Here is a 19,985-nt window from a genome sequence, read left to right as displayed (position 1 = left end):
TCTTTGCCGATTCCACACTTCTTTTGTCACACTGGAAGGGAACTTACTTCATAGATCGAAATCATTCAACAGGATATATATAGGAGGGATTATTTTGGAATATAAAACACCATTTATCGCAAAAAAATTAGGTGTTAGCCCAAAGGCTGTTGTCCGGATTGCACAACAATTAAATCTTACTATAGAAAAAAATAAATATGGTCACTTTATTTTTACACAAGATGATTTAGACCAAATGTTAGAATACCATCTTTCACAAATAGAGAAGTCCCAAAACACTCACCCTACTCAAAAAACATCATCAAATGATGTTGAAGAATTGAAAACTCAAGTAAATACAATTGTTCAAAACATATCATCACATGATTTTGAGCAATTAACCGCTCAATTAAACACAATTACGAGAAGACTAGATCGAATGGAAGAACAAATGCAAGATAAGGCAAATGATGTTGTTACGTACCAACTTTTACAACATCGCCGTGAAATGGAGGAAATGTTAGAGCGAATTCAAAAACTAGAAGCTACCCTCAAGAAAGAAGAACCAATCTATATTACTCCCGATACAAAGCCAATATATGAACGTGAAAAGAAACCGAAGCGCCGTAAAATGATTTTTAGTATATTTGGATTATAATTTTTAGACCCTTATTAAAATAATAAGGGTCTTTTTCATGAAGAATGATTTCATTTTAAAATCGCATTCTCTTTATTATACATATTCATTTCGTTTTATTTGGTTAACATAATATTCTTACTGTATTCTGCGATTAATGCCTGTGCATGGGCATTTCCTTGAATTACATCTCGAAATTCTTTTAAAGAATACAAATGCGTAGCCCCTTTTCGGGCATGAATTCGTACTGGTACACCTTGTAAAGTATCATGAAATTGAAATGGCTTATCTATCGGTTCAATTGGGAAACCGAGTGTTAATAAATACATATACATTCTTTTTGTAACCGCTGCAATATACCATTCTGCTTTTGTTTCTAATGCATGCATAAATAAAATAGCTGTTAGTCTTTTGAAGTGTCCTCTCCCACGAGACGTTTTCGCGATACTTAACTTGCCTATTTCATATACATTTTGCAAATCTTTCACTAAATCATTTTTAGAAAACGGATAGAAAAACTCAGAATTTGATTGTTCTGGTACCGTATACTTAATACATTCTACTGTACCGATATGATGTTCATCTTCTATTAATAAAAATCGTGATGGATTTAAATTACGTTCTACGAACATTAAGTTTCTTTCTTCACAAAAATCTCCCCACAGTTGCTCGAACCAAAAATGTTCTTCCTTTGTTTGAACACGCTGGAACATATTTCCCCGCCTTTCCCATCGCCGCTCTGTTTTTGATAACGCTTTCACTATCTATCATATAAGAACAAATCTTCGTATGCAACTAAAAACATTTACGCCTTATTATATTCTGCAAAATAAATTAAATTCCATCATAATCGCCTTTTATCCCTCATGTACCGTTCTTCTCAAAATATATTTCTATCACTTGCAAATTCATATCATATGAAGCTGTCTCCCATACTGCATATAATTCTTCTTAATCTAAAAAAATCCTTTATAAAAAAGGATTTCTTTTACTTCTTCATGCTTTTTAACCACTTCTCAAAAATTTGTACCATTCCATGTTTTCCCGCTAATTTCTCTTCTCCTTGTTTCGTTTTATATGGGTATAATTGCAAGAAAACACCGCATCCAGACTCAATTTTTTTACTATGCATATGACTTCCTGGGTATACACAAATGACTTCATAAATGGCCCTTCGATGATAGATTCGCTTTCCATCCTGTTCTTCTACAAATTTTATAGACCAGTACTTATACATTTGCTCAGTTGCTTTCGTATTCCCAACGTGCTGAAAAATATTGTACATTGGGCTATACTTCACTTCAATAATAATAGAAGATTGATATACGTATTTCTCTTCCTCCTTTACATAACAGTCTAATCGAATATCTGGCTTCTTCGTGTCTTCTCCATTATAAAAATTACTCCCTTTACTTAATGCAATAAGAGGATGTGTTTCAATTAAATCATTAAATGCGACATGGACTTTCATATCATCTCGATGTAAAACTACTGTCGTTCCATCTTGTAATCCATCTACATAAAAATGTTCTTGTATTTGTTCACGAATGGAATTTCTAGCTTCAAAACCAATTTGCTCTAACATGGAAATAACGATAAAGAAAGCGTAATATTCATACACTAAAAAAGTTGGTTTATAAACAAATAATAAAGATGGAGATTGATCTGTATATTGTGGAAGTAAATCTAAATGCTGTAGTAATTGTTGATGTGGTATCGGTAAATTATGTGAGTTCATCTTACCCGTTTCAGAAACTTCTCTCCAAAATGGAGAATACATTAAAGTTTGAAAGTATTGTACACTATCATGTACAAAATGCGCTAAAATTTTATATTCTTGTATCTTCATAGAACTTTTTCGTAAATCCGCCTCTTTTAGTAAATGTATATTTTTATATTTTTGTTTCTCTCTATCGGTCACTGATCCATTACGCTCAATTGTTTGTATAATCGTTTTTACAGCTTGAAATTCTTCTGATTTCTTCTTTTTTTCTCTTTCTAATATTTCAATTGTTTGACGCAAAAAATTTTCCGCTTCAAGTAAATAAAGATAAAATTGCATCGCTTTAAATTTAAGAAATGCATTTTCCATACTATTTTTTTGTTCGATAAACTTACGATTATAATATTTTGCATACGGTTTTCTTTCCGCCACTACCGCTCCTTTCCTCGTTGCTTTCCGCTCCTTTTCTTCCCATTTATATTCATGTATAAATTTTGAACTCGATTCTATTTTCTTAAAAATTTGCTTTATCTTTTTCATTTTTTGCGGCAACTTTCTAAGTAACACTAAATAAGAAGAATCTTCAATATCGCTAAGTGCAGAGAAAGTCTTTTTATAATAACCTCTATCTAAAATCAACTCATTTAAAATCGACTTCACATAGTTTTGAATCATTTCAAATTGATCATCAAAAAAATTTTTGGGGACGACTTGAAAAGCGCCATAATACGTTCGATCTTCTATATTCACTTCAAAATGATATAAACCACAACGCCATGGATAAAAGAATTCCGTTTTTCCATGTTCATATATTAATACCTTTTGTTTTTGGTCATTTATTTCATATTTTGTCTCTTTTATATTCTTCTGTCCCTCATAGACTTTATTCCATATAAAAGTAATATTCATTGGATTTTCATAATGGTATTGCAATCTAATTGGTTTTAATTCTTGCACTTTATAAATACATTGAGCTAATGCTGTTGCAGAGGTACAAAGACGATTTAATAAAATATATTCTCCTTTTGACTCCGTTCCAATAATTAACTTTAATACAAAAGGAAGCGTTTCTTTCGTATCAACGATTTCTGTTTCGTATCGTCCATCATTTTGCATAACCATACAACTCCAGTTCTCTACGCTTTTCTCTTATATATGCTAAAGAGTGTTCAAATGTAGATACTCTGTTTGCAAGTGGAGATTGCAAAAGAGGTACTAATGTTGCCCCCCTTTTTACTTCCTCTGAAAGTAAAGACCCAACCATCATTTCAGTCCCTCTTATTTTCGTCAATACACGTTGCTTTATTTGTAAATCAAATCCTTCCTCTCTACTAATCATATAAGAATGATTATTTTGGAACGGTATATTTTGCAAATAAGTAGCAATTGCATTTGCACATCGAAAAGAAATTCCCTTTGACGTATCGTGTGATGACAATACACCATGTAACTTATCTAATAGCTCTAACTCTTCTTCAGAAAACACCTCAATCATCGTTTTATTCCTGACCCAATTTATGCGAAATTCTCCTGCAGTTACTTTCAGAGGTGGTTGTAATACAACTTTCTCTTGCTCCATACACATCTCACAAAACGGAATCTTTCGTAAAGTTATTACATTCGTCCGATCTAATAATCGATCTGAGAGCTCCTTCGTCGTTTCATCAAAATTCACAGTACCAACAAATATAATATTTTCTCCAATTTCAATTGTTGGCGGAATTGGATTTTCTTTTTCTTGCACACCTTCATATAAATTTAAAATACGATTTTGCTTTTCAAGTTGAAGAACAGATAGAAATGGAGTAAACCAATGCTCAATATGTGACATATTCATTTCATCAAAAACGATTATATACAGCTGATTTTGATTTTCTTTTGCCTTCATTAACGCCCTAACTAATTTTGTTTCACTTTCAATAAAAGTACCATTTGGGTGAAGGTAACCAAGTAAATCATGTGGTTCTTGATATGATGGTGAAATCGGGATCCAAACCAATTCTTCCCCGTATTGTAATCCAAGTGCTTCTGCATAAGCTTGCACAAAACGGGATTTTCCAGCGCCTGGTATACCACCCAGAATCGTCAACATATTTGTTTTTGTACTTATATGAAAGTTATAAATATCTGTTTCATCCAAATATAGCCCTTTATTACGTACAAAACTTTTCACATACTGTAAAAAGACGGATTCACGCTCATCCCATTCCCATTCATCCTTTTGCACTTTTATTTCCTCTACCTCTACAAGCTTACCTTCTTCAGTTATTCGTTTTTTTAATTGCTCATACACATGATTGCTTACAAAATATAATTGATCTTCTACCGCTATTTCTACATACTTCATCCAGTCATTAAGTTCTATATACTTACATTCCCGCTGCTGTTCAAAATATGCGATTGAACTAATTGACGATGACTTTAAAGATATATTTCCATATAACCTTCCCTCATGCCACAATAACTCAGGAGGCTCAAAGTCTTTCGGATATTTTGGCATTAGAAATGACAAATAACCATTACTAAGTTTTCTTTCTAAAGACTCTCCCTTTTTATAATCGGAAACTTTAGGTACTGGAATCATTTTATAACCGTTTGCTATTTCTCGCGCTTCTTCTGTACAAATTAACTCCACGTATATATGTCCTCTTTCATAATAGAGACGAAACATAATCAATTGCTTTTCTAGTTTTCTTTTCTTTAATTCCGAAAAGACTTTTTCATTCTTTTTATTGCTACATAAACCTTCAAATACATATGGTTCATTTTTCAATTGCTCTTGCAATGTGAATGGTATTGGCGATAGGCATTGTACAAAGAAATTCTCTCCACTCTTCTCACTCTCTGCTTTTGTAAACTTCCCAATAAACCTCATATAGTACATTCGTTTTATAAAACTTGGCTGAAGAGCTTTATGTAATTTCACCTTCGTCACCTTCTTTTTTTCATACTATTCTTAGTGTATGAAAGAAACGCAAAACTAGAAACAAAAAACCTGACGTTATCCGCCAGGTTCAAAATGAAATCGTATATTAATGAGATGGAAATGCGTTTTTCTCTTGTAAGATGGCATTATGAGCAATTTTCATTTTAGCAAGTACATATCGTAAACGATCTTCAGCGTTTTCATCTTTATGTTGCTGTAATTCCGCCAAATTCTCTACCGCACTCGCTAAATTTTCAATCACTCCTCGCAGTTCAGGATGATGATTAAAAAAAGATTCTTGCACTAATACTTTCCTTACTTCACTCGCTAAATCAACAATTCTGTTCAACTGTTCTTTTTCTTCCATTTTCATCCCTCCTGAATATCTTATGTATTAAATATTCTATAGACAAAGAAAAAGCCCTTTAAATGAAAAGGACTTTTACATTTTTATATTTCCAGTCAATAACATATAAAGAGATGTAACAGCTGCTACGACAATTGCACACATTACATATCTCTCTATACGAGTAAAACAACGATTTCCTTTTTCTTTTCTTGCATACACATAAACAATGATCCCAATCCCGTATACGATTGAAACGAGCAATAAATTCTTCAAACCAGCTGCATAAATAAGCCATATAGAGTAAAGTGAAGCAATTAAAGCTAGCGAACCATTTTTCACTTTTGCATCTTTTAGTTCATTTGTAATTACTAATTTGAATTGGAATAACGCTGATAATAAATATGGTACTAAAATTGATGTTGACGCTATGAAATACATAATTTGATATGTTGACTCTGAAAACAGAACGATTATAAATATAACTTGGGCAACGCCATTTGAGATCCATAATGCCATATGCGGCGTTTGTTTTTTATTTGTTTTCGTAAAGACTTTCGGAAACACGCCATCTTTTCCTGCTACATGGGAAATTTCAGAAACAAGTAAAAACCAACCTATTAATGTACCTACAAGTGAAGCAACTAACCCGATGTTAATCGCTACTGCGCCCCACGTCCCAACAACATGTTCTAATACATGTCCCATTGACGGCGTTTCTAAAACAGAAAGCTCTCCTCTTGTCATCGCTCCCATTGACAAGACAGAAATTAAAATATAAATAGACATTACTAAAATAAGTCCTAATACTGTCGCTTTACCGACGTCTCGACTATTTTTCGCTCTTCCAGATAATACTACCGCTCCTTCAACCCCGATGAAAACCCAAAGAGTTACAAGCATTGTATTCTTCACTTGACCAAGTATAGAGGAAACTGAAATAGTTCCTTCTCCCCAAAAATCATGTGTAAATGTATCCCAGCGAAACGCTGTTACCATTACAACAATAAATAATACGATTGGTACCAATTTCCCTATTGTTGCAATCACATTCATAATAGATGCTTCACGAATTCCAAATAAAATTAGAAAATGAAGTGTCCATAATAAAAGTGATGCTCCTACGATAGACGCAACACTATTTCCACCTTTAAAAATTGGGAAGAAATAGCCTAATGTACTAAACAGTAACATGATTGTTGCAACGTTTCCTAAAATTCCTGCTAGCCAGTATCCCCAAGCACTGTTAAATCCAATATATTCACCGAAACCAGCACGTGCATAACTATAAATTCCGCCCTCAAGCTCTGGTTTTTTTCTTGCTAACGTTTGATATACGAGCGCGAGTGGAATCATTCCCATCGCTGTAATACACCAGCCAATTATTATAGAGCCACTATTTGCTCCTACTGCTAAATCATGCGGTAAACTAAAAACACCGCCACCAACCATTGTTCCAACTACTAATGCAATTAATGGAAAAAAACCTAACTTCTTTTCTATTTGTACCACCCCATCTGTCATTCTAGGTGTTATGTTCGTTCAACTATTAAAGTCACCTTTTTCTCTAATAGACGCTTCTCTTATATTTTTTCAGGAAAACATTACTTATTCTAAAAGAAAATGAAGAAAAATGGAATACTTTTTTGAAAAAATGTATAAGTATGCACAAAAAAACCGTTCATTTTGTAATGAACGGTCATTTTATACATATAAATTTGTATATTTCTTGTAAATTTAACGAAGTAAGTTCTCTTTTTGTAAAAATTGTTTCGCTACTTCTTCACTACTTTTACCATTTACATTTACTTCATAATTCATTTTTCGCATTTCTTCATCTGTAATCTTTCCAGATAATTTATTTAATACTTTTTCAAGTTCAGGATATTTTTGTAACGTCTCTTTTCTTAATAAAGGTGCACCTTGGTATGGTGGAAATAATCCTTTATCATCTTTTAGCACTTTAAGTCCATATTGTTCCAATTCACTATCTGTTGAGTATGCATCAATTACATTCACATCCCCTGATTGAATTGCACTGTAACGTAATTTTGGTTCCATCGTTTTCACATTTGAAAACTTATAGTTATATAATTTTCGCATTCCTTTATAACCATCTTCACGATCAGCAAATTCTAATGTGAATCCTACTTTCGCATTCTGTGCAATTTTTCCTAAATCAGAAATTGTACTTATATTATTTTGATCTGCTATTTTTTTCGGCATAGCTAGTGCATATGTATTGTTATACTCCATCGGCTTCAACATAACCATATTATATTTCTGTTCCATTCCAACGCGAGCCTGTTCATATACTTCATCCCGATTTGTACTTTTTGGCTCTTCTTTCACAAAAGTAGATAAAGCTGTTCCCGAAAACTCAGGGTATATATCTACTTCTCCTGATTTTAACGCTTCAAATACAAATGCTGTTTTTCCAAGACCTGGTTTTAATTGTACGTGTAAATCGGTATCTTGTTCGATAAGTTGCTTATACATTTGAATTAAAATTTCAGGTTCTGATCCAAGTTTGCCCGCAATAACAATATCTTTCTTTTCTGTATTCCAAAGAAATGGAGAAGCAACCATTATACAAACAATACATATCGTCAATATAACACGCTTAGACGAGCGTGTTGGCCTCTCAAGCACTCGAAGTACTACATCAAAGAATAAAGCGAGTAACGCGGCTGGTACGGCCCCTAAAATGATAAGTGCATGATCATTCCGATCGATACCGAGTAATATGAGTTTACCGAGCCCACCAGCACCTATAAGTGCTGCTAATGTAGCCGTTCCAACAATTAATACCATTGCCGTACGAATACCGGCCATAATAATTGGTAAAGCAAGAGGAAGCTCTACCTTCCACAGTCTTCTCCAGCTATTCATCCCCATAGCTTTCGCTGCTTCGATTAAAGATTCATCTAACTCCCGTATTCCTGTATATGTATTGCGTAAAATAGGTAATAGTGCATACACAACTAATGCAATAATGGCTGGCAGTTTTCCGATTCCTACTAACGGAATTAATAATCCGAGTAATGCAAGTGATGGCACCGTCTGCATAACTGCAGAAGTTCCTATAATAAACTCAGCCATTCGTTCTTTTCTCGTTAATAAAATGCCAAGCGGTACCGCAATAATTACTGCAAAAAATAATGAAATAAGCGATATTTGTAAATGCTCACTTAATGCAGTTAGTAATTCTATTTTTCGTTCTTGAAACGTTTGTATAAAATCAGTCACTGTTTAGCCTCTTTCCTTCATTTGTTCAACAATATAATTGACAATATGACGACTTGTTAAAGCTCCAACATATCGACCATTTTCTTCAACTGGAACGACTTCATCAGCTCGCAGGCGAACTAATGCTTCTTGTAAAGAAGAATGTAATGATAGTGCTTCCCCTTCTATCCGCATACTTTCATCAAGTGGCAATACATCTTCTATACTTTTCCCCTCATACCAAGGTCGCCCACGATTTCCAATGAACTCTTCTACAAATTCATTTTTTGGGTTATGTATAATTTCTTCTGGCGTATCTAATTGAACAATTTTTCCCTCTTTCATAATACAAATGCGATCTCCAAGTGATAATGCTTCTTGCATATCATGTGTTACGAATACAATTGTTTTTTGAATCTTCTTTTGCAATTGTACGATATCCTTCTGAAGCTGTTCTCTACTTAATGGATCTAGCGCACTAAATGGTTCATCCATAAGAACGATTTTCGGATTTGCGGCTAATGCCCGTACAACACCAATACGCTGCTTTTGCCCACCTGATAATTCATCAGGCATGCGATCGCGATATACGTCTGGATCTAGCCCGACCATCTGGAGCAACTCATCGACACGAGCTTTTATTTTTTCTTTGCTCCACTTTCTCATTTCAGGAACAACTGCAATATTTTCAGCAATTGTCATATGCGGAAACAAAGCGATTTGCTGCAACACGTACCCTATATCCCAGCGTAATTCATTAATATTGTATTCTTGAATATCTTTTCCATCGATTAAGATTGAGCCTTCTGTCGTTTCAATTAAACGATTAATCATTTTCATTGTCGTTGTTTTCCCACAACCACTCGGACCAATAAGGACAAAAAATTCTCCCTTTTTAATTTCTAAATGCAATGAATCCACTGCTTTTGTGCCACCTTCATATGATTTTGACACTTGATTAAACTGAATCACAAATACAACTCCTTTATCGTTGTTTCCTTTATTTTGATGGAATATGGAATTCATTTCAAATGATACGCATTATTCAACAAAAAAAGAGCTCACACTTGAGCTCTAACGGTCTAACAATATTGTTTTCATTATAGCGGCATATTCACGGACATACATTTTTCTCTTAGAGCGCATTGGCGTTTCAGCAGCTAGTGCCTCCATCCTCATGCCTAAACGCTTCGCAATTATTTTCGTTCTATATAAATGATACGTATTGCTTACAACTACCGCATGTTTCACATCATATAAATCTATACTAAACTTTAAATTCTCATACGTATTTGTAGATTGATCTTCTATTAAAATACGACTCTCATCTATACCATGTACCATTAAATAGTTCCTCATACTATGAGCTTCCGGTATATCTTCATCTTCTCCTTGACCACCTGAAACAATTACTTTCGCTTCAGGATGAGAAACTAAATATTCCAATGCTACATCCAAACGGTTTTGAAGAGATAAAGACGGTCTATCTCCAAATAACTTTGCACCTAATATAAGAACGTACGGAGAGTGATGGCTCAACTTTTCACGAGCAACTTTCTTCATTCGAAAGGTCATATAAAGAATGTATAGTGGTGGTAATAATAAGATTATAAGTAATATCCATTTGTTCATATATACGTTTGCACTCCCTTTCTTTTTAATTATATAGAAAAAGATAGGAAGGCAGAAGTATTTTTTATATGATTGATTTATTAGAAATGTTCGTTCTTACTTTACGTTGTGATAGTACATAATAAATAGCGATACCTAATGAGAAGATTAATATGCAGCTTAATACGTAAAACGGCAGCATTACCCCAGCTTTAGATACACCAGCTGTAAACAGCATTAATAATACAATTCTTATTCCTGTACCAATTAATCGAAATAAGCTGTCAACACGTCCCATTACTTCGTTTGGGATTTCCTCCATCATCAATACATTTCTCGCCACTCTTGTCCCCGCATTTCCAATCGCATGAAAAATCGCTAGTCCATATAACAACATTACGGAAGGTTCAATAATCATTGCGGTAATTGAAATTACATAAATGCACATCGTCATAACGATTGAAACTTCTGTTTTGACATATTTCATTATGAGTGGAATACAGATCCCTGCAACAACCGCTCCGACACCGTACATCATGCCCTCTATTGCGTATACAGAGGCATTAGCTTTGAGTATATCCGAAATATAAACCGGTATTAAATAATTTGCCATCATGACACCTATAAATGGCATATAAGTAGCTAGTAAGAACCAAAAGAGTTTAGGATATTTTTTCATAAAGTGAATTCCTTCGAACAATTGCTTCTTAAATGTTACTTTCCTTTTCACTTCCTTTTTCTTTACGTACGGTATACATAAGAAAAGGAAAAATGCACCTGCAAAAGTTAACATATCTACTAACAAGATCCATCTTAAAGAAATGATTTCAATAAGGAAGCTAGCAGCGGCTCCTGAAATAACTTGCGTTAACTGTCCTTGTATCTCCATTGTTCCGCTTAAATTTTTATAATGTTCTGCTTGAAATATCTCTTGGTTGAACGCAAATATTGTAGGATAAAATAATAAATAGTAAAATGACCCTGCTATATATATTAGAATATAATGAATAGAATGATAAGGTTGCCCAGCAAATCCCCATATAGCCATTATTCCGATTACGGCTATCCCAATACCTTCATTACATAATAATAAAGATTTTCTTGAAAAACGATCAATACTTTGCCCGATAAACGGAGTTAACAAAAACATAATCAGTGTTGAGATGATGGAAACATAACCAAACGTTGTCTCTCCTCCACTCTCTTTAATTAACAACCATGGAATCGTTATCATTACAATACCGGAACCAATAGCTGATAGACTATTGGCCCCTAGAATGAAATACAAGCGTGAATCTTTATAAAGAGATGACATATCACTCAACCCCTAGTTGCTTTTTCACCTCTTTATATATGCCCATATATGCTTTTAATTCTTTAACTAAATCATGAATTAATGGTTTTGCATCTTCACCCAGTTCACCGTCTTGTACATGAAGTCCATCAAGCACAACTTGTTTTGGGATGGCATTGGCGTATACCCCTCTAGCAACAGTACGCATACTATTTAATGCGTTAATTCCACCTTTACCGCCTCCTGCAACTGCAAGTAATGCGACAGGTTTATGAACAAATTCACTACTACTTAAGTAATCTAGCGAATTTTTCAACGCCCCACTCATTGCATTATGATATTCAGGTGTACATAGCACTACGCCGTCTGCATTTTTCACTAACGCCTTTAATTTTTTTACCGCTTCTAATTCACGTTGTGATTCTTCCCCATTATATAAAGGTAGTTCTTCTACTGCTAAATCGAATAACTCCCCTTCAAATTGGTCAGCAATATATTTTGCCACCACACGAGTTCTACCGAATTTTCTTGGTGTACCGTTAATAACAACTAGTTTCATCATCATTTCTCCCCTTTGTTTTCAAGTTATACTTATATATTATCAGAAATTTCTATACAAAACACAATATAAAGAGGGAACTAGCTTAATAAAATAGTATGATAGGCGAAAAAAGAACTCATACGAAAGTATGAGTTTTTCACATTTACTTTTCTTTCTCTTTATTGCTCAGTATGCCATTGCTTCTTTTAGCTTCAAAATGGTTATACGCTTTTTCTGCTAATTTGATACGTTCTTCTGGCAATTCTACATATTTCATAATATTTTCTATTATTTTTTCATACGGAGTAAATACAATTCCCGGCCAATCTATTTCGTCCTCTGGGTTGCTATTTTCCGAAATAATAAATTTCTTATTTGCCACTGCATAAGAAACTCGAGGAGTTTCAAGAATACCAGATAAATAAAAGTGGATATTTAATATAATTTTAGATCTGGCAATTAACTCATTTCTAACAATTCCCCACGCATTATTTTTAAAAACAATATTTAAATTCGGGGCAACGACTTTTAATTGATCCAATATAGCTTGCCGTCTTGGGTTAAGAGCACCTATAAACAGTATATCAATGTCTTCAGTTAATTCTTCATCAAATGCATCTTTTTTTATTTCTAAAGTTGGTGCATAGTTCATGCCTACATGTTTTATTTCTTTTCCTACTCCTCTTTGTTTTAACCATTCTATATTTTGTTTACTATAATCCCAAATTTCCTTATCTTTTAATAACATTAAATAAAGAGGATGCGCATAAGGGCTTCCTTCATATAGCTGTTCTAAATTATAAATAATTGCATTTTTCGGAAGGAGATGTGGGCTATGTGCATATGTATGCGCTCCAAAAACAATTGTATTCCCCACATTTTCGAGTATTGTTTCTGATATGATTGCTGTGTTTCCCTCTTGCTCCAATCGCCATTTCAAAGCTCGCGCAACATCTATAAAACTACCATACGTCTTTGGGCATATAAACAAACAATAATCATATTCTTTATTCAAATAAGCTTCCATTAGCCTTAAATTATTCTTATATAAATCCACATCCGGATATTTCAGTAAAAGATCCTTTGCATGTTTTTTTGCTACTTTATATAGTCCAGCATAATAAGCAGCAATGCACCTTCTTAATTCGATTCTTTGCTGATGTTCATCTGATACGTCCATGTTTAACAGAAGATTTGCGATACAATACGCTTTTAAATGATCACGATCATAATAATAATCTAGTAGTGGCAACAATTCTTCATACGTATTTCCATGCACAGATTCTCCTAGCTCTAGCGCCCATCGTATTAATTCCATTATTACTCCACTACTCCTTTAACCGAAATTGTATTTAATAAAATTTCGCATTACTTTCTACCATATTTGCTATATGCAACGGTAACTCATCTTTTTTCGATTCCAAAAATTTTTGTGACACTGCACCTAAATGTTTTTTATGTGGTATATAAAAAGCACTTATAGAAATTTCATAGTCAAATAAATAATCATACACATGATAATCTACAAATAGAAGATCATCTTTTGGAAAAGGAACTTCCTTCCCTTGCAGGGCATACATCAAAGCAATGTTATTTTGAGATTTTAATCGATACATTCTTGCAAGTTGATATAACGGCTCAGCCCTAGTTGGTCTATATTCCCACGCTTTTTGAAAATAAAGAACAGCTAATGCTGTATATTGCTCTTCTTGTTTCTTAGCATTTTCTTTTTCATCCACTTCTGTTACTTCATGTTGTTTATTTGCTGAACGAGTTGCTAATTGTTCATAACAAAATCCTATTCGCAATAACGAATAAAATACCTCTTCAACCCACCCCCCTGCTTCCACTCGTTTTTTATACCATTTAATCGAATCTTCAAATTGGCTTAAATGAAAATAAGTTTGGGCTAAATAAAATAAATATCTTATATGCAAATCTGGCGTAGTTTCTGGATCACTCAATCCTTGTAATAACAGCCTCTCATCTCTTTCAAATTTATCCGCTTTACTCCCACCATCACCAGGGTCATTAACGACAAGCGTCTCCAGTCTAGCTACTCTCGTATTGTAATTCTCTCCAACTTTGGAACGATCTATATCCCAATACTCATGAGTAACACCGACAGATTTCCATGGTAAAGAAGCTTTTAACAGACGTGTAAGCCAATATTTAATATGAACATCATATTGCAATGTAAGATAATGATCTTCCGTTAAGCTCGTTTTATCGAAATTCGGATCAACCTCTAAAATCATATCCGCATCTAATATTAATAAATAATCTGCTTCTGGGTATGTTTTTTGCGCTAACGAAACAGCTAAGCTTCTGTTATAACCAAAGTTTTGAAACGGCTCATGATGAACCGTCCCAGGTATCTCATTTTCCTTACACCAATTTTCAATAATTTCAGGTGTATTATCCGTCGATCCAGTATCACAAATAGAAACAAAATCTACAATTGATTTCGTAGCATTTAAACATCTTTCCATAATCCTAGACTCGTTTTTAACAATCATACAAAGACATAACTTTTTTTCTTCCTTTACAGACTTCACTTGCTCATTTCCCATTTAACCACCTCATATTTTATTAACACGCTCTTTTCATATGTAACATCATTTCTTAGCTACACTGATGACATAACCATCCTTTTACTATTTATGAAAACTTCATTTTATTTATTCTTATTTTTATGTTGGGACATATTTCATGCAGCGCTTTATACTTGATACAATCAATACAAAAAACATAATGCGGGAATCCGTACATTTCAAAGTCTAAGAGGAGGTTTTATTTTGTTGGATTACATTTGGCTAGATGACAAATCACCCATTTTAGTACAACTACCAAGCAACTTTAAGTCTGCTGCTATATTGCTACACCCTTTTTCTTAAACTATAAAAAAGAAACTTGCGCTTATGCACAAGTTTCTTTTCAAAAATCATCCTCTATTTTTTCACAACCTCATGTCCACCGAACTGATTACGAAGGGCTGAAACTACTTTTCCGTGGAATGTATCATCTTCCTGAGAACGGTAACGCATAAATAATGACATTGCGATTACTGGTGCTGCAGCTTGCAGTTCAAGTGCAGTTTCAACAGTCCACTTTCCTTCTCCTGAAGAGTTCATTACACCTTTAATGCCATCTAGTTTCGGATCTTCTGCAAATGCTTTTTCAGTTAAGTCCATTAACCAACCACGGATAACTGATCCGTTCGCCCATACTTTTGCAACATCTTCATAATTGAAATCAAAATCACTTTTATCTAACACTTCAAATCCTTCAGCAATTGCTTGCATCATGCCGTACTCAATACCGTTATGAACCATTTTTAAGAAATGACCACTACCAACACGGCCAGCATAAGAATACCCATTCTCTACTGCTAAATCTTTAAATAAAGGTTCTAATTGATCGTAAATTTCTTTTTCTCCACCAACCATTAAGCAAGCACCGTATCTAGCTCCTTCTACACCTCCTGATGTACCGATATCTACGTAATGTAAACCAAAGCTTTTCGCTTCTTCAGCACGACGTAACGTATCTTTATAGAATGAATTCCCGCCTTCAATAACGATATCGCCTTCCTCTAATAATGGATATACATCTTTTAATACTGACTCAACAACTTCCCCCGCAGGTACCATTACCCAAATTGTACGAGGAGCTTCTAGTTCAGCGATCATTTCTTTTAATGTATGACGAGCAGTAATCCCTAAAGCCCCAGCCTTTTCAACAAGCTCTTTATTTACGTCATATACAACAACTTCATGTTTGTCTTCATATAAGTGTTCCGCTAATGGGAATCCCATTTTTCCTAATCCAATTAAACCTAGTTTCATATTAACCAATCTCCCATTCTATACAAATATATTTAATAACGAAATGAGTCCAAGTGCTACAACAGATAATATTGTCTCCATTGCCGTCCATGTTAATAATGTTTCTTTCACAGTCATCCCGAAATATTCTTTAATCATCCAAAATCCAGAATCATTTACATGTGATAAAATTAATGACCCTGCACCTGTTGCAAGTGCTAACAATTCAACATTTACACCTGGTGTACTTGCTGCAATCGGTGCAACAATACCAGCTGCTGTCATCATAGAAACAGTTGCCGATCCAGTTGCGATTCGAATTAGTGCCGCAATTCCCCACCCTAATAATATTGGTGAAATATGCGATTCTTTCGCCATATCTGCAATTGTCGTTCCAATTCCAGAATCTAATAATACTTTATTAAATGCGCCGCCTGCACCAATCACTAACAATATGTTTGCAATTGGCCCAAGGCAATCATTTGTAAATTGTAATACTTTATCTTTTGAGAAACCTTTTGCATATCCAAGACTAAAGAAAGAGTAAATGGTTGCAATTAATAAAGCGACAATCGGATCTCCAATAAAGTGTAATACTTGTGCTAGTTGACTCGTTTTATTTAATGCAACTTCCGCTATTGATGCACCAAGCATAAGAAATACTGGAAGTAAAATTGTAAACAATGTATTTCCAAAGCTAGGAAGCTCTTTTTTATTATCTTTTTCAACAAATTGCTCCGCTATATCTAATGGTACTTCCTTATGTATACGAGCACCAATCCATTTTCCATAAAGTGGACCTGAAATAATTGCAGTTGGAAGTCCGACAATTAACGCATATAAAATTGTCTTCCCTACATCTGCTTTAAAAATACCTACCGCTGCCATCGCTGCTGGATGCGGTGGCACTAGTCCGTGTACAACGGATAATCCTGCTACTAGTGGAATACCGATTGTAATAAGTGATACCCCTGTTTCTAATGCAATTGTAAATACCAATGGAATTAGTAGTACAAATCCAACTTGGAAAAATACCGGAATCCCTACTAAAAATGCAACAAACATCATTGCCCAGTGAACACGTTTCTTCCCAAAACGATCAATTAATGTGTTAGCAATTCGTTCAGCACCGCCAGATTCGGCCATCATTTTTCCAAGCATCGTTCCTAATGCTAAAACTATCGCTAAAAACCCTAACGTATTACCAAGCCCTAGTTTAATAGAATCAATAATCCCTGGATCTTTTGGTGAAGTTCCAATCAATGGCATTCCCATTGCTAGCCCTACACCAATTGCTGTTAAAATTAACGCGACAAACGGATGCCATTTTACTACCGTAATAAGTAAAAGTAGTATGACAACTGCCGCTAGTACGATTCCAACTACCATTTCTCCCAATCCCCCTATTGTTTACGTTGGAAAGCAGCTATACAATCAAATTCTTCTTTCAAGCGATTATAAAGTCGTTCATACATATAAAACATTTCTAAATATATAGCCGTATTTTCTTTATTCGGTACATGGTGATGAACAATATCAATCCAATCCTTAACCTCTTCAAGAGAATCAATTTTTCCTACAGCATATAAAGCAACTGCCGCTGCCCCAAGCGCAGATGCTTCATGACTTTCAGGAACAAGCAATTCTTTTCCCATCATATCGGATAACATTTGTCTCCAAAATGCAGATTTCGCAAATCCTCCTGAAACGCGTATTTCAGTAAGTGGCCCTGTACAATCCCTGATTGCGAGTGCAACAGAATATACGCTCATACAAACCCCTTCCATGACTGCACGAATAAAATGTTCTCGTTTATGCTGAAGATTAATTCCGAAGAATGTACCACGAGCATTTGCATTCCAGTAAGGTGCACGTTCTCCAGATAAGAAAGGTAAAAATAGCAATCCACCTGCTCCAGCTGGTACACTTTCCGCATATTTAATTAATAAATCATACGGATCAATGCCAAGTTTTCTTGCAACTTCTTGTTCTGGGCTACCAAATTCATCACGTAACCATCTCAGTAATATGCCACCATTATTCGTTGGTCCGCCAATCACCCAGTGCTCGTCTGTTAATGCATAACAAAACGTTCTTCCTTTTTCATCTGTATTAACATTAGATGAAATTGTTCGAACTGCACCACTTGTTCCAATCGTAATTGCAGCTGATCCAGGCGATATGGCCCCAACGCCTACATTCGCAAGAACACCATCACTTGCACCAATAACAACTGGAGTATCTTCACGAATACCCATCTTTTGTGCTAATTCCGGTTTCATACCCGATAAAATATATGTAGTTGGTACTGGGGTTGATAATTGTTCTGAAGAAATATTTAACATTTCCAGCACATCAACATCCCAATTTAACGTTTCTAAATTGAATAACCCTGTAGCAGAAGCAATGGAATAATCAACTACGTAGCGTGAAAACAATTGGTAAATAACATACTCTTTAATAGAAATAAATTTATAAGCACTTTTATATAATTTTGGTTCCTCTTCTTTCATCCATAGTAATTTAGATAGTGGCGACATTGGATGAATTGGTGTACCTGTACGTCTATAAATTTCATGTCCATTCATATGTTGTAATAATTTTTCCGCTTGTTTCGTACTACGATTATCTGCCCAAATGATAGAGCGCGTTAACGGCACACCCTTTTCATCTACTGCAATTAATGCGTGCATTGCTGTACTAATACCAATTGAAGAAATATCTTCTGGTAACACGTCACTTTTTTCTATGGCAACGCTTACAGTTTTATAAACAGCAGCACATATTACATCGGGATCTTGCTCAGCCCATCCGACGTTCGGTTGAATAATTGGATAATCTACTGCATGTGATGCAACGACTTTTCCTTTTTCTGTGAACACAACCGTTTTTGTACTTGTGGTACCGATATCAATCCCGATTACTCTCCCCCTTGTTTCCATGCGAATCTTCCCTTCGTTTCTAGCAAAATATGATCTAGTAAACCGTTTACATGAATTAGTATATAAAATATTTTTTCTTTAATCAAGTTTTAAAAAGAAAATTTTTTTCATAATAAAATATAATTCCCCTCATGACATTTCACTTACATACTAAATTTAAATTCCCCCCCGGCGGTAAAGTTACGTTATATTCGTTACGCAACACACTATTTTTCTTTCATTAACAACACATTCATACATAGTCCTTCCAAACTTTACTTTTTACTCATTTGCATGAAAAAGGTGTTGAAAAACAATATAAGAAAAATGATTAGAGACCCTTATTTTTTATACAAGTCCGAAAAATAAGGGCTATTTTCAAAAAAACATTAAGGAAGTAATAGTTAATTGATTAGGCATGTATTTTTATTTTTCACTAATAAAGGGAGCGATTACCTTTTTTTCATGAGAAGATAATACAATATTTGTTGATGGCGTACCATACTGCATTGAATCATCAATAAATTGTTCTAAACTTTCTACAGAATCAGTTGCTAATTTGACAATATAGCTAATTTCCCCCGCTACTCTGTAACACTCAATTACATCCGGATGATTATAACAAAAGTTAGATAACGCTTTACAATTCGTTGATTTAAACAGAATAAGTGCCGAAATTGGGCGGTTAATTTTTTTTAGGGAAATATGTGCATGGTAACCTTCAATAATTTGTTGCGCCTCTAGCTTTCTTACTCGCTCAGTTACTGACGGAGAAGATAAGTGAACTACTTCAGCTAAATCCTTCATTGAAATTTTTGCATTTGACTGTAATAACCCTAAGATTTTTTTATCAATTTGATCCATAAAGTACCCAACCTTTTTTTATAAAATATAATAATCTAAATTCTTTACATAATAAAGCCAAACAATTAAATATCCTTATTTAACTTAT

General features: G+C 34.3%; 17 protein-coding genes and 1 pseudogene. 2 read left to right on the top strand and 16 right to left on the bottom strand.

Translation table 11 applies throughout. The features are described from left to right. The first annotated feature begins 94 nt into the window (after positions 1-94). Complete coding sequence (gene racA / locus MR083_RS07720; protein WP_000456007.1) at positions 95-637, top strand: chromosome-anchoring protein RacA; 543 nt, start codon at positions 95-97, stop codon at positions 635-637. A gap of 95 nt (positions 638-732) precedes the next feature. Here racA and MR083_RS07715 read toward each other — a convergent pair whose 3' ends face one another. The 12 genes from MR083_RS07715 to MR083_RS07660 all read right to left on the bottom strand — a co-directional run bounded on the left by MR083_RS07715 (position 733) and on the right by MR083_RS07660 (position 14,858). Then, on the bottom strand, positions 733-1,329 hold the full coding sequence (locus MR083_RS07715) for a hypothetical protein (protein WP_000487803.1): 597 nt from the start codon (positions 1,327-1,329) through the stop codon (positions 733-735). Between the two features lie 275 nt (positions 1,330-1,604). Further along, entirely contained in the window at positions 1,605-3,455 is a 1,851-nt protein-coding gene (locus MR083_RS07710) for a hypothetical protein (RefSeq protein ID WP_014893777.1), read from the bottom strand. Beyond that, positions 3,445-5,265 (bottom strand): AAA family ATPase, encoded by a 1,821-nt coding sequence (locus tag MR083_RS07705; RefSeq protein WP_061183515.1) that lies wholly within the window; start codon positions 5,263-5,265, stop codon positions 3,445-3,447. The genes MR083_RS07710 and MR083_RS07705 overlap by 11 nt, the downstream gene beginning before the upstream one ends. Before the next feature lie 106 nt (positions 5,266-5,371). Next, positions 5,372-5,632 (bottom strand): hypothetical protein, encoded by a 261-nt coding sequence (locus MR083_RS07700; RefSeq protein ID WP_000391444.1) that lies wholly within the window; start codon positions 5,630-5,632, stop codon positions 5,372-5,374. A gap of 75 nt (positions 5,633-5,707) precedes the next feature. Next, positions 5,708-7,135, bottom strand: coding sequence for an arginine-ornithine antiporter (gene arcD / locus MR083_RS07695; RefSeq protein WP_046646911.1), 1,428 nt, complete (start codon positions 7,133-7,135; stop codon positions 5,708-5,710). A gap of 213 nt (positions 7,136-7,348) precedes the next feature. Continuing rightward, positions 7,349-8,860 (bottom strand): ABC transporter permease/substrate-binding protein, encoded by a 1,512-nt coding sequence (locus MR083_RS07690; RefSeq protein WP_242268862.1) that lies wholly within the window; start codon positions 8,858-8,860, stop codon positions 7,349-7,351. A 3-nt stretch (positions 8,861-8,863) separates the two neighbouring features. Continuing rightward, positions 8,864-9,811 (bottom strand): ABC transporter ATP-binding protein, encoded by a 948-nt coding sequence (locus tag MR083_RS07685; protein ID WP_061183513.1) that lies wholly within the window; start codon positions 9,809-9,811, stop codon positions 8,864-8,866. 102 nt (positions 9,812-9,913) lie between these two features. After that, a complete protein-coding gene (locus MR083_RS07680; protein WP_001045793.1) occupies positions 9,914-10,471 on the bottom strand; it encodes a YdcF family protein in 558 nt (185 codons plus the stop codon). 64 nt (positions 10,472-10,535) lie between these two features. Further along, the gene (locus MR083_RS07675; RefSeq protein ID WP_000097176.1) at positions 10,536-11,765 is read right to left on the bottom strand and encodes an MFS transporter; all 1,230 of its coding nucleotides are present in this window, start codon (positions 11,763-11,765) and stop codon (positions 10,536-10,538) included. 1 nt (position 11,766) lies between these two features. Continuing rightward, positions 11,767-12,303 (bottom strand): NADPH-dependent FMN reductase, encoded by a 537-nt coding sequence (locus tag MR083_RS07670; RefSeq protein ID WP_242268872.1) that lies wholly within the window; start codon positions 12,301-12,303, stop codon positions 11,767-11,769. A gap of 145 nt (positions 12,304-12,448) precedes the next feature. Beyond that, positions 12,449-13,603, bottom strand: a complete 1,155-nt coding sequence (locus MR083_RS07665) for a CgeB family protein (protein WP_041184531.1) — start codon at positions 13,601-13,603, stop codon at positions 12,449-12,451. A 34-nt stretch (positions 13,604-13,637) separates the two neighbouring features. Beyond that, complete coding sequence (locus MR083_RS07660; RefSeq protein ID WP_242268860.1) at positions 13,638-14,858, bottom strand: tetratricopeptide repeat-containing glycosyltransferase; 1,221 nt, start codon at positions 14,856-14,858, stop codon at positions 13,638-13,640. 139 nt (positions 14,859-14,997) lie between these two features. Between MR083_RS07660 and MR083_RS07655 the strand changes: the two are divergent. After that, positions 14,998-15,176 (top strand): annotated as a pseudogene (locus MR083_RS07655) (DUF2711 family protein); the annotation flags it as partial. A gap of 60 nt (positions 15,177-15,236) precedes the next feature. On the opposite strand, the gene gnd reads toward MR083_RS07655, so the two are convergent. From gnd to MR083_RS07635, 4 genes are all read right to left on the bottom strand, one after another. After that, positions 15,237-16,133, bottom strand: coding sequence for a phosphogluconate dehydrogenase (NAD(+)-dependent, decarboxylating) (gene gnd / locus MR083_RS07650; protein ID WP_000765993.1), 897 nt, complete (start codon positions 16,131-16,133; stop codon positions 15,237-15,239). A gap of 18 nt (positions 16,134-16,151) precedes the next feature. Then, positions 16,152-17,501, bottom strand: coding sequence for a GntP family permease (locus MR083_RS07645; RefSeq protein WP_000260196.1), 1,350 nt, complete (start codon positions 17,499-17,501; stop codon positions 16,152-16,154). Positions 17,502-17,515: 14 nt separating this feature from the next. Continuing rightward, positions 17,516-19,054, bottom strand: a complete 1,539-nt coding sequence (gntK, locus tag MR083_RS07640) for a gluconokinase (protein ID WP_000450017.1) — start codon at positions 19,052-19,054, stop codon at positions 17,516-17,518. A 405-nt stretch (positions 19,055-19,459) separates the two neighbouring features. After that, complete coding sequence (locus tag MR083_RS07635; RefSeq protein ID WP_049112869.1) at positions 19,460-19,897, bottom strand: Lrp/AsnC family transcriptional regulator; 438 nt, start codon at positions 19,895-19,897, stop codon at positions 19,460-19,462. Positions 19,898-19,985 lie beyond the last annotated feature (88 nt).

It is taken from the genome of Bacillus cereus group sp. BfR-BA-01408 (genome assembly GCF_022663305.1).
In the GTDB taxonomy this organism is placed as follows: Bacteria; Bacillota; Bacilli; order Bacillales; family Bacillaceae_G; genus Bacillus_A; species Bacillus_A pacificus.
The sequence above is the reverse complement of the archived record's forward strand: the minus strand, read 5'-3'. Positions and strand labels throughout refer to the sequence as shown.

Bases quoted from the DNA above. Each gene is read 5' to 3' on its own strand.
- arcD (WP_046646911.1), bottom strand. From the start codon at position 7,135: ATGACAGATGGGGTGGTACAAATAGAAAAGAAGTTAGGTTTTTTTCCA.
- MR083_RS07645 (WP_000260196.1), bottom strand. From the start codon at position 17,501: ATGGTAGTTGGAATCGTACTAGCGGCAGTTGTCATACTACTTTTACTT.
- MR083_RS07660 (WP_242268860.1), bottom strand. From the start codon at position 14,858: ATGGGAAATGAGCAAGTGAAGTCTGTAAAGGAAGAAAAAAAGTTATGT.
- MR083_RS07715 (WP_000487803.1), bottom strand. From the start codon at position 1,329: ATGTTCCAGCGTGTTCAAACAAAGGAAGAACATTTTTGGTTCGAGCAA.
- MR083_RS07700 (WP_000391444.1), bottom strand. From the start codon at position 5,632: ATGGAAGAAAAAGAACAGTTGAACAGAATTGTTGATTTAGCGAGTGAA.
- MR083_RS07710 (WP_014893777.1), bottom strand. From the start codon at position 3,455: ATGCAAAATGATGGACGATACGAAACAGAAATCGTTGATACGAAAGAA.
- MR083_RS07680 (WP_001045793.1), bottom strand. From the start codon at position 10,471: ATGAACAAATGGATATTACTTATAATCTTATTATTACCACCACTATAC.
- gntK (WP_000450017.1), bottom strand. From the start codon at position 19,054: ATGGAAACAAGGGGGAGAGTAATCGGGATTGATATCGGTACCACAAGT.
- MR083_RS07635 (WP_049112869.1), bottom strand. From the start codon at position 19,897: ATGGATCAAATTGATAAAAAAATCTTAGGGTTATTACAGTCAAATGCA.
- MR083_RS07670 (WP_242268872.1), bottom strand. From the start codon at position 12,303: ATGAAACTAGTTGTTATTAACGGTACACCAAGAAAATTCGGTAGAACT.
- gnd (WP_000765993.1), bottom strand. From the start codon at position 16,133: ATGAAACTAGGTTTAATTGGATTAGGAAAAATGGGATTCCCATTAGCG.
- MR083_RS07665 (WP_041184531.1), bottom strand. From the start codon at position 13,603: ATGGAATTAATACGATGGGCGCTAGAGCTAGGAGAATCTGTGCATGGA.
- MR083_RS07675 (WP_000097176.1), bottom strand. From the start codon at position 11,765: ATGTCATCTCTTTATAAAGATTCACGCTTGTATTTCATTCTAGGGGCC.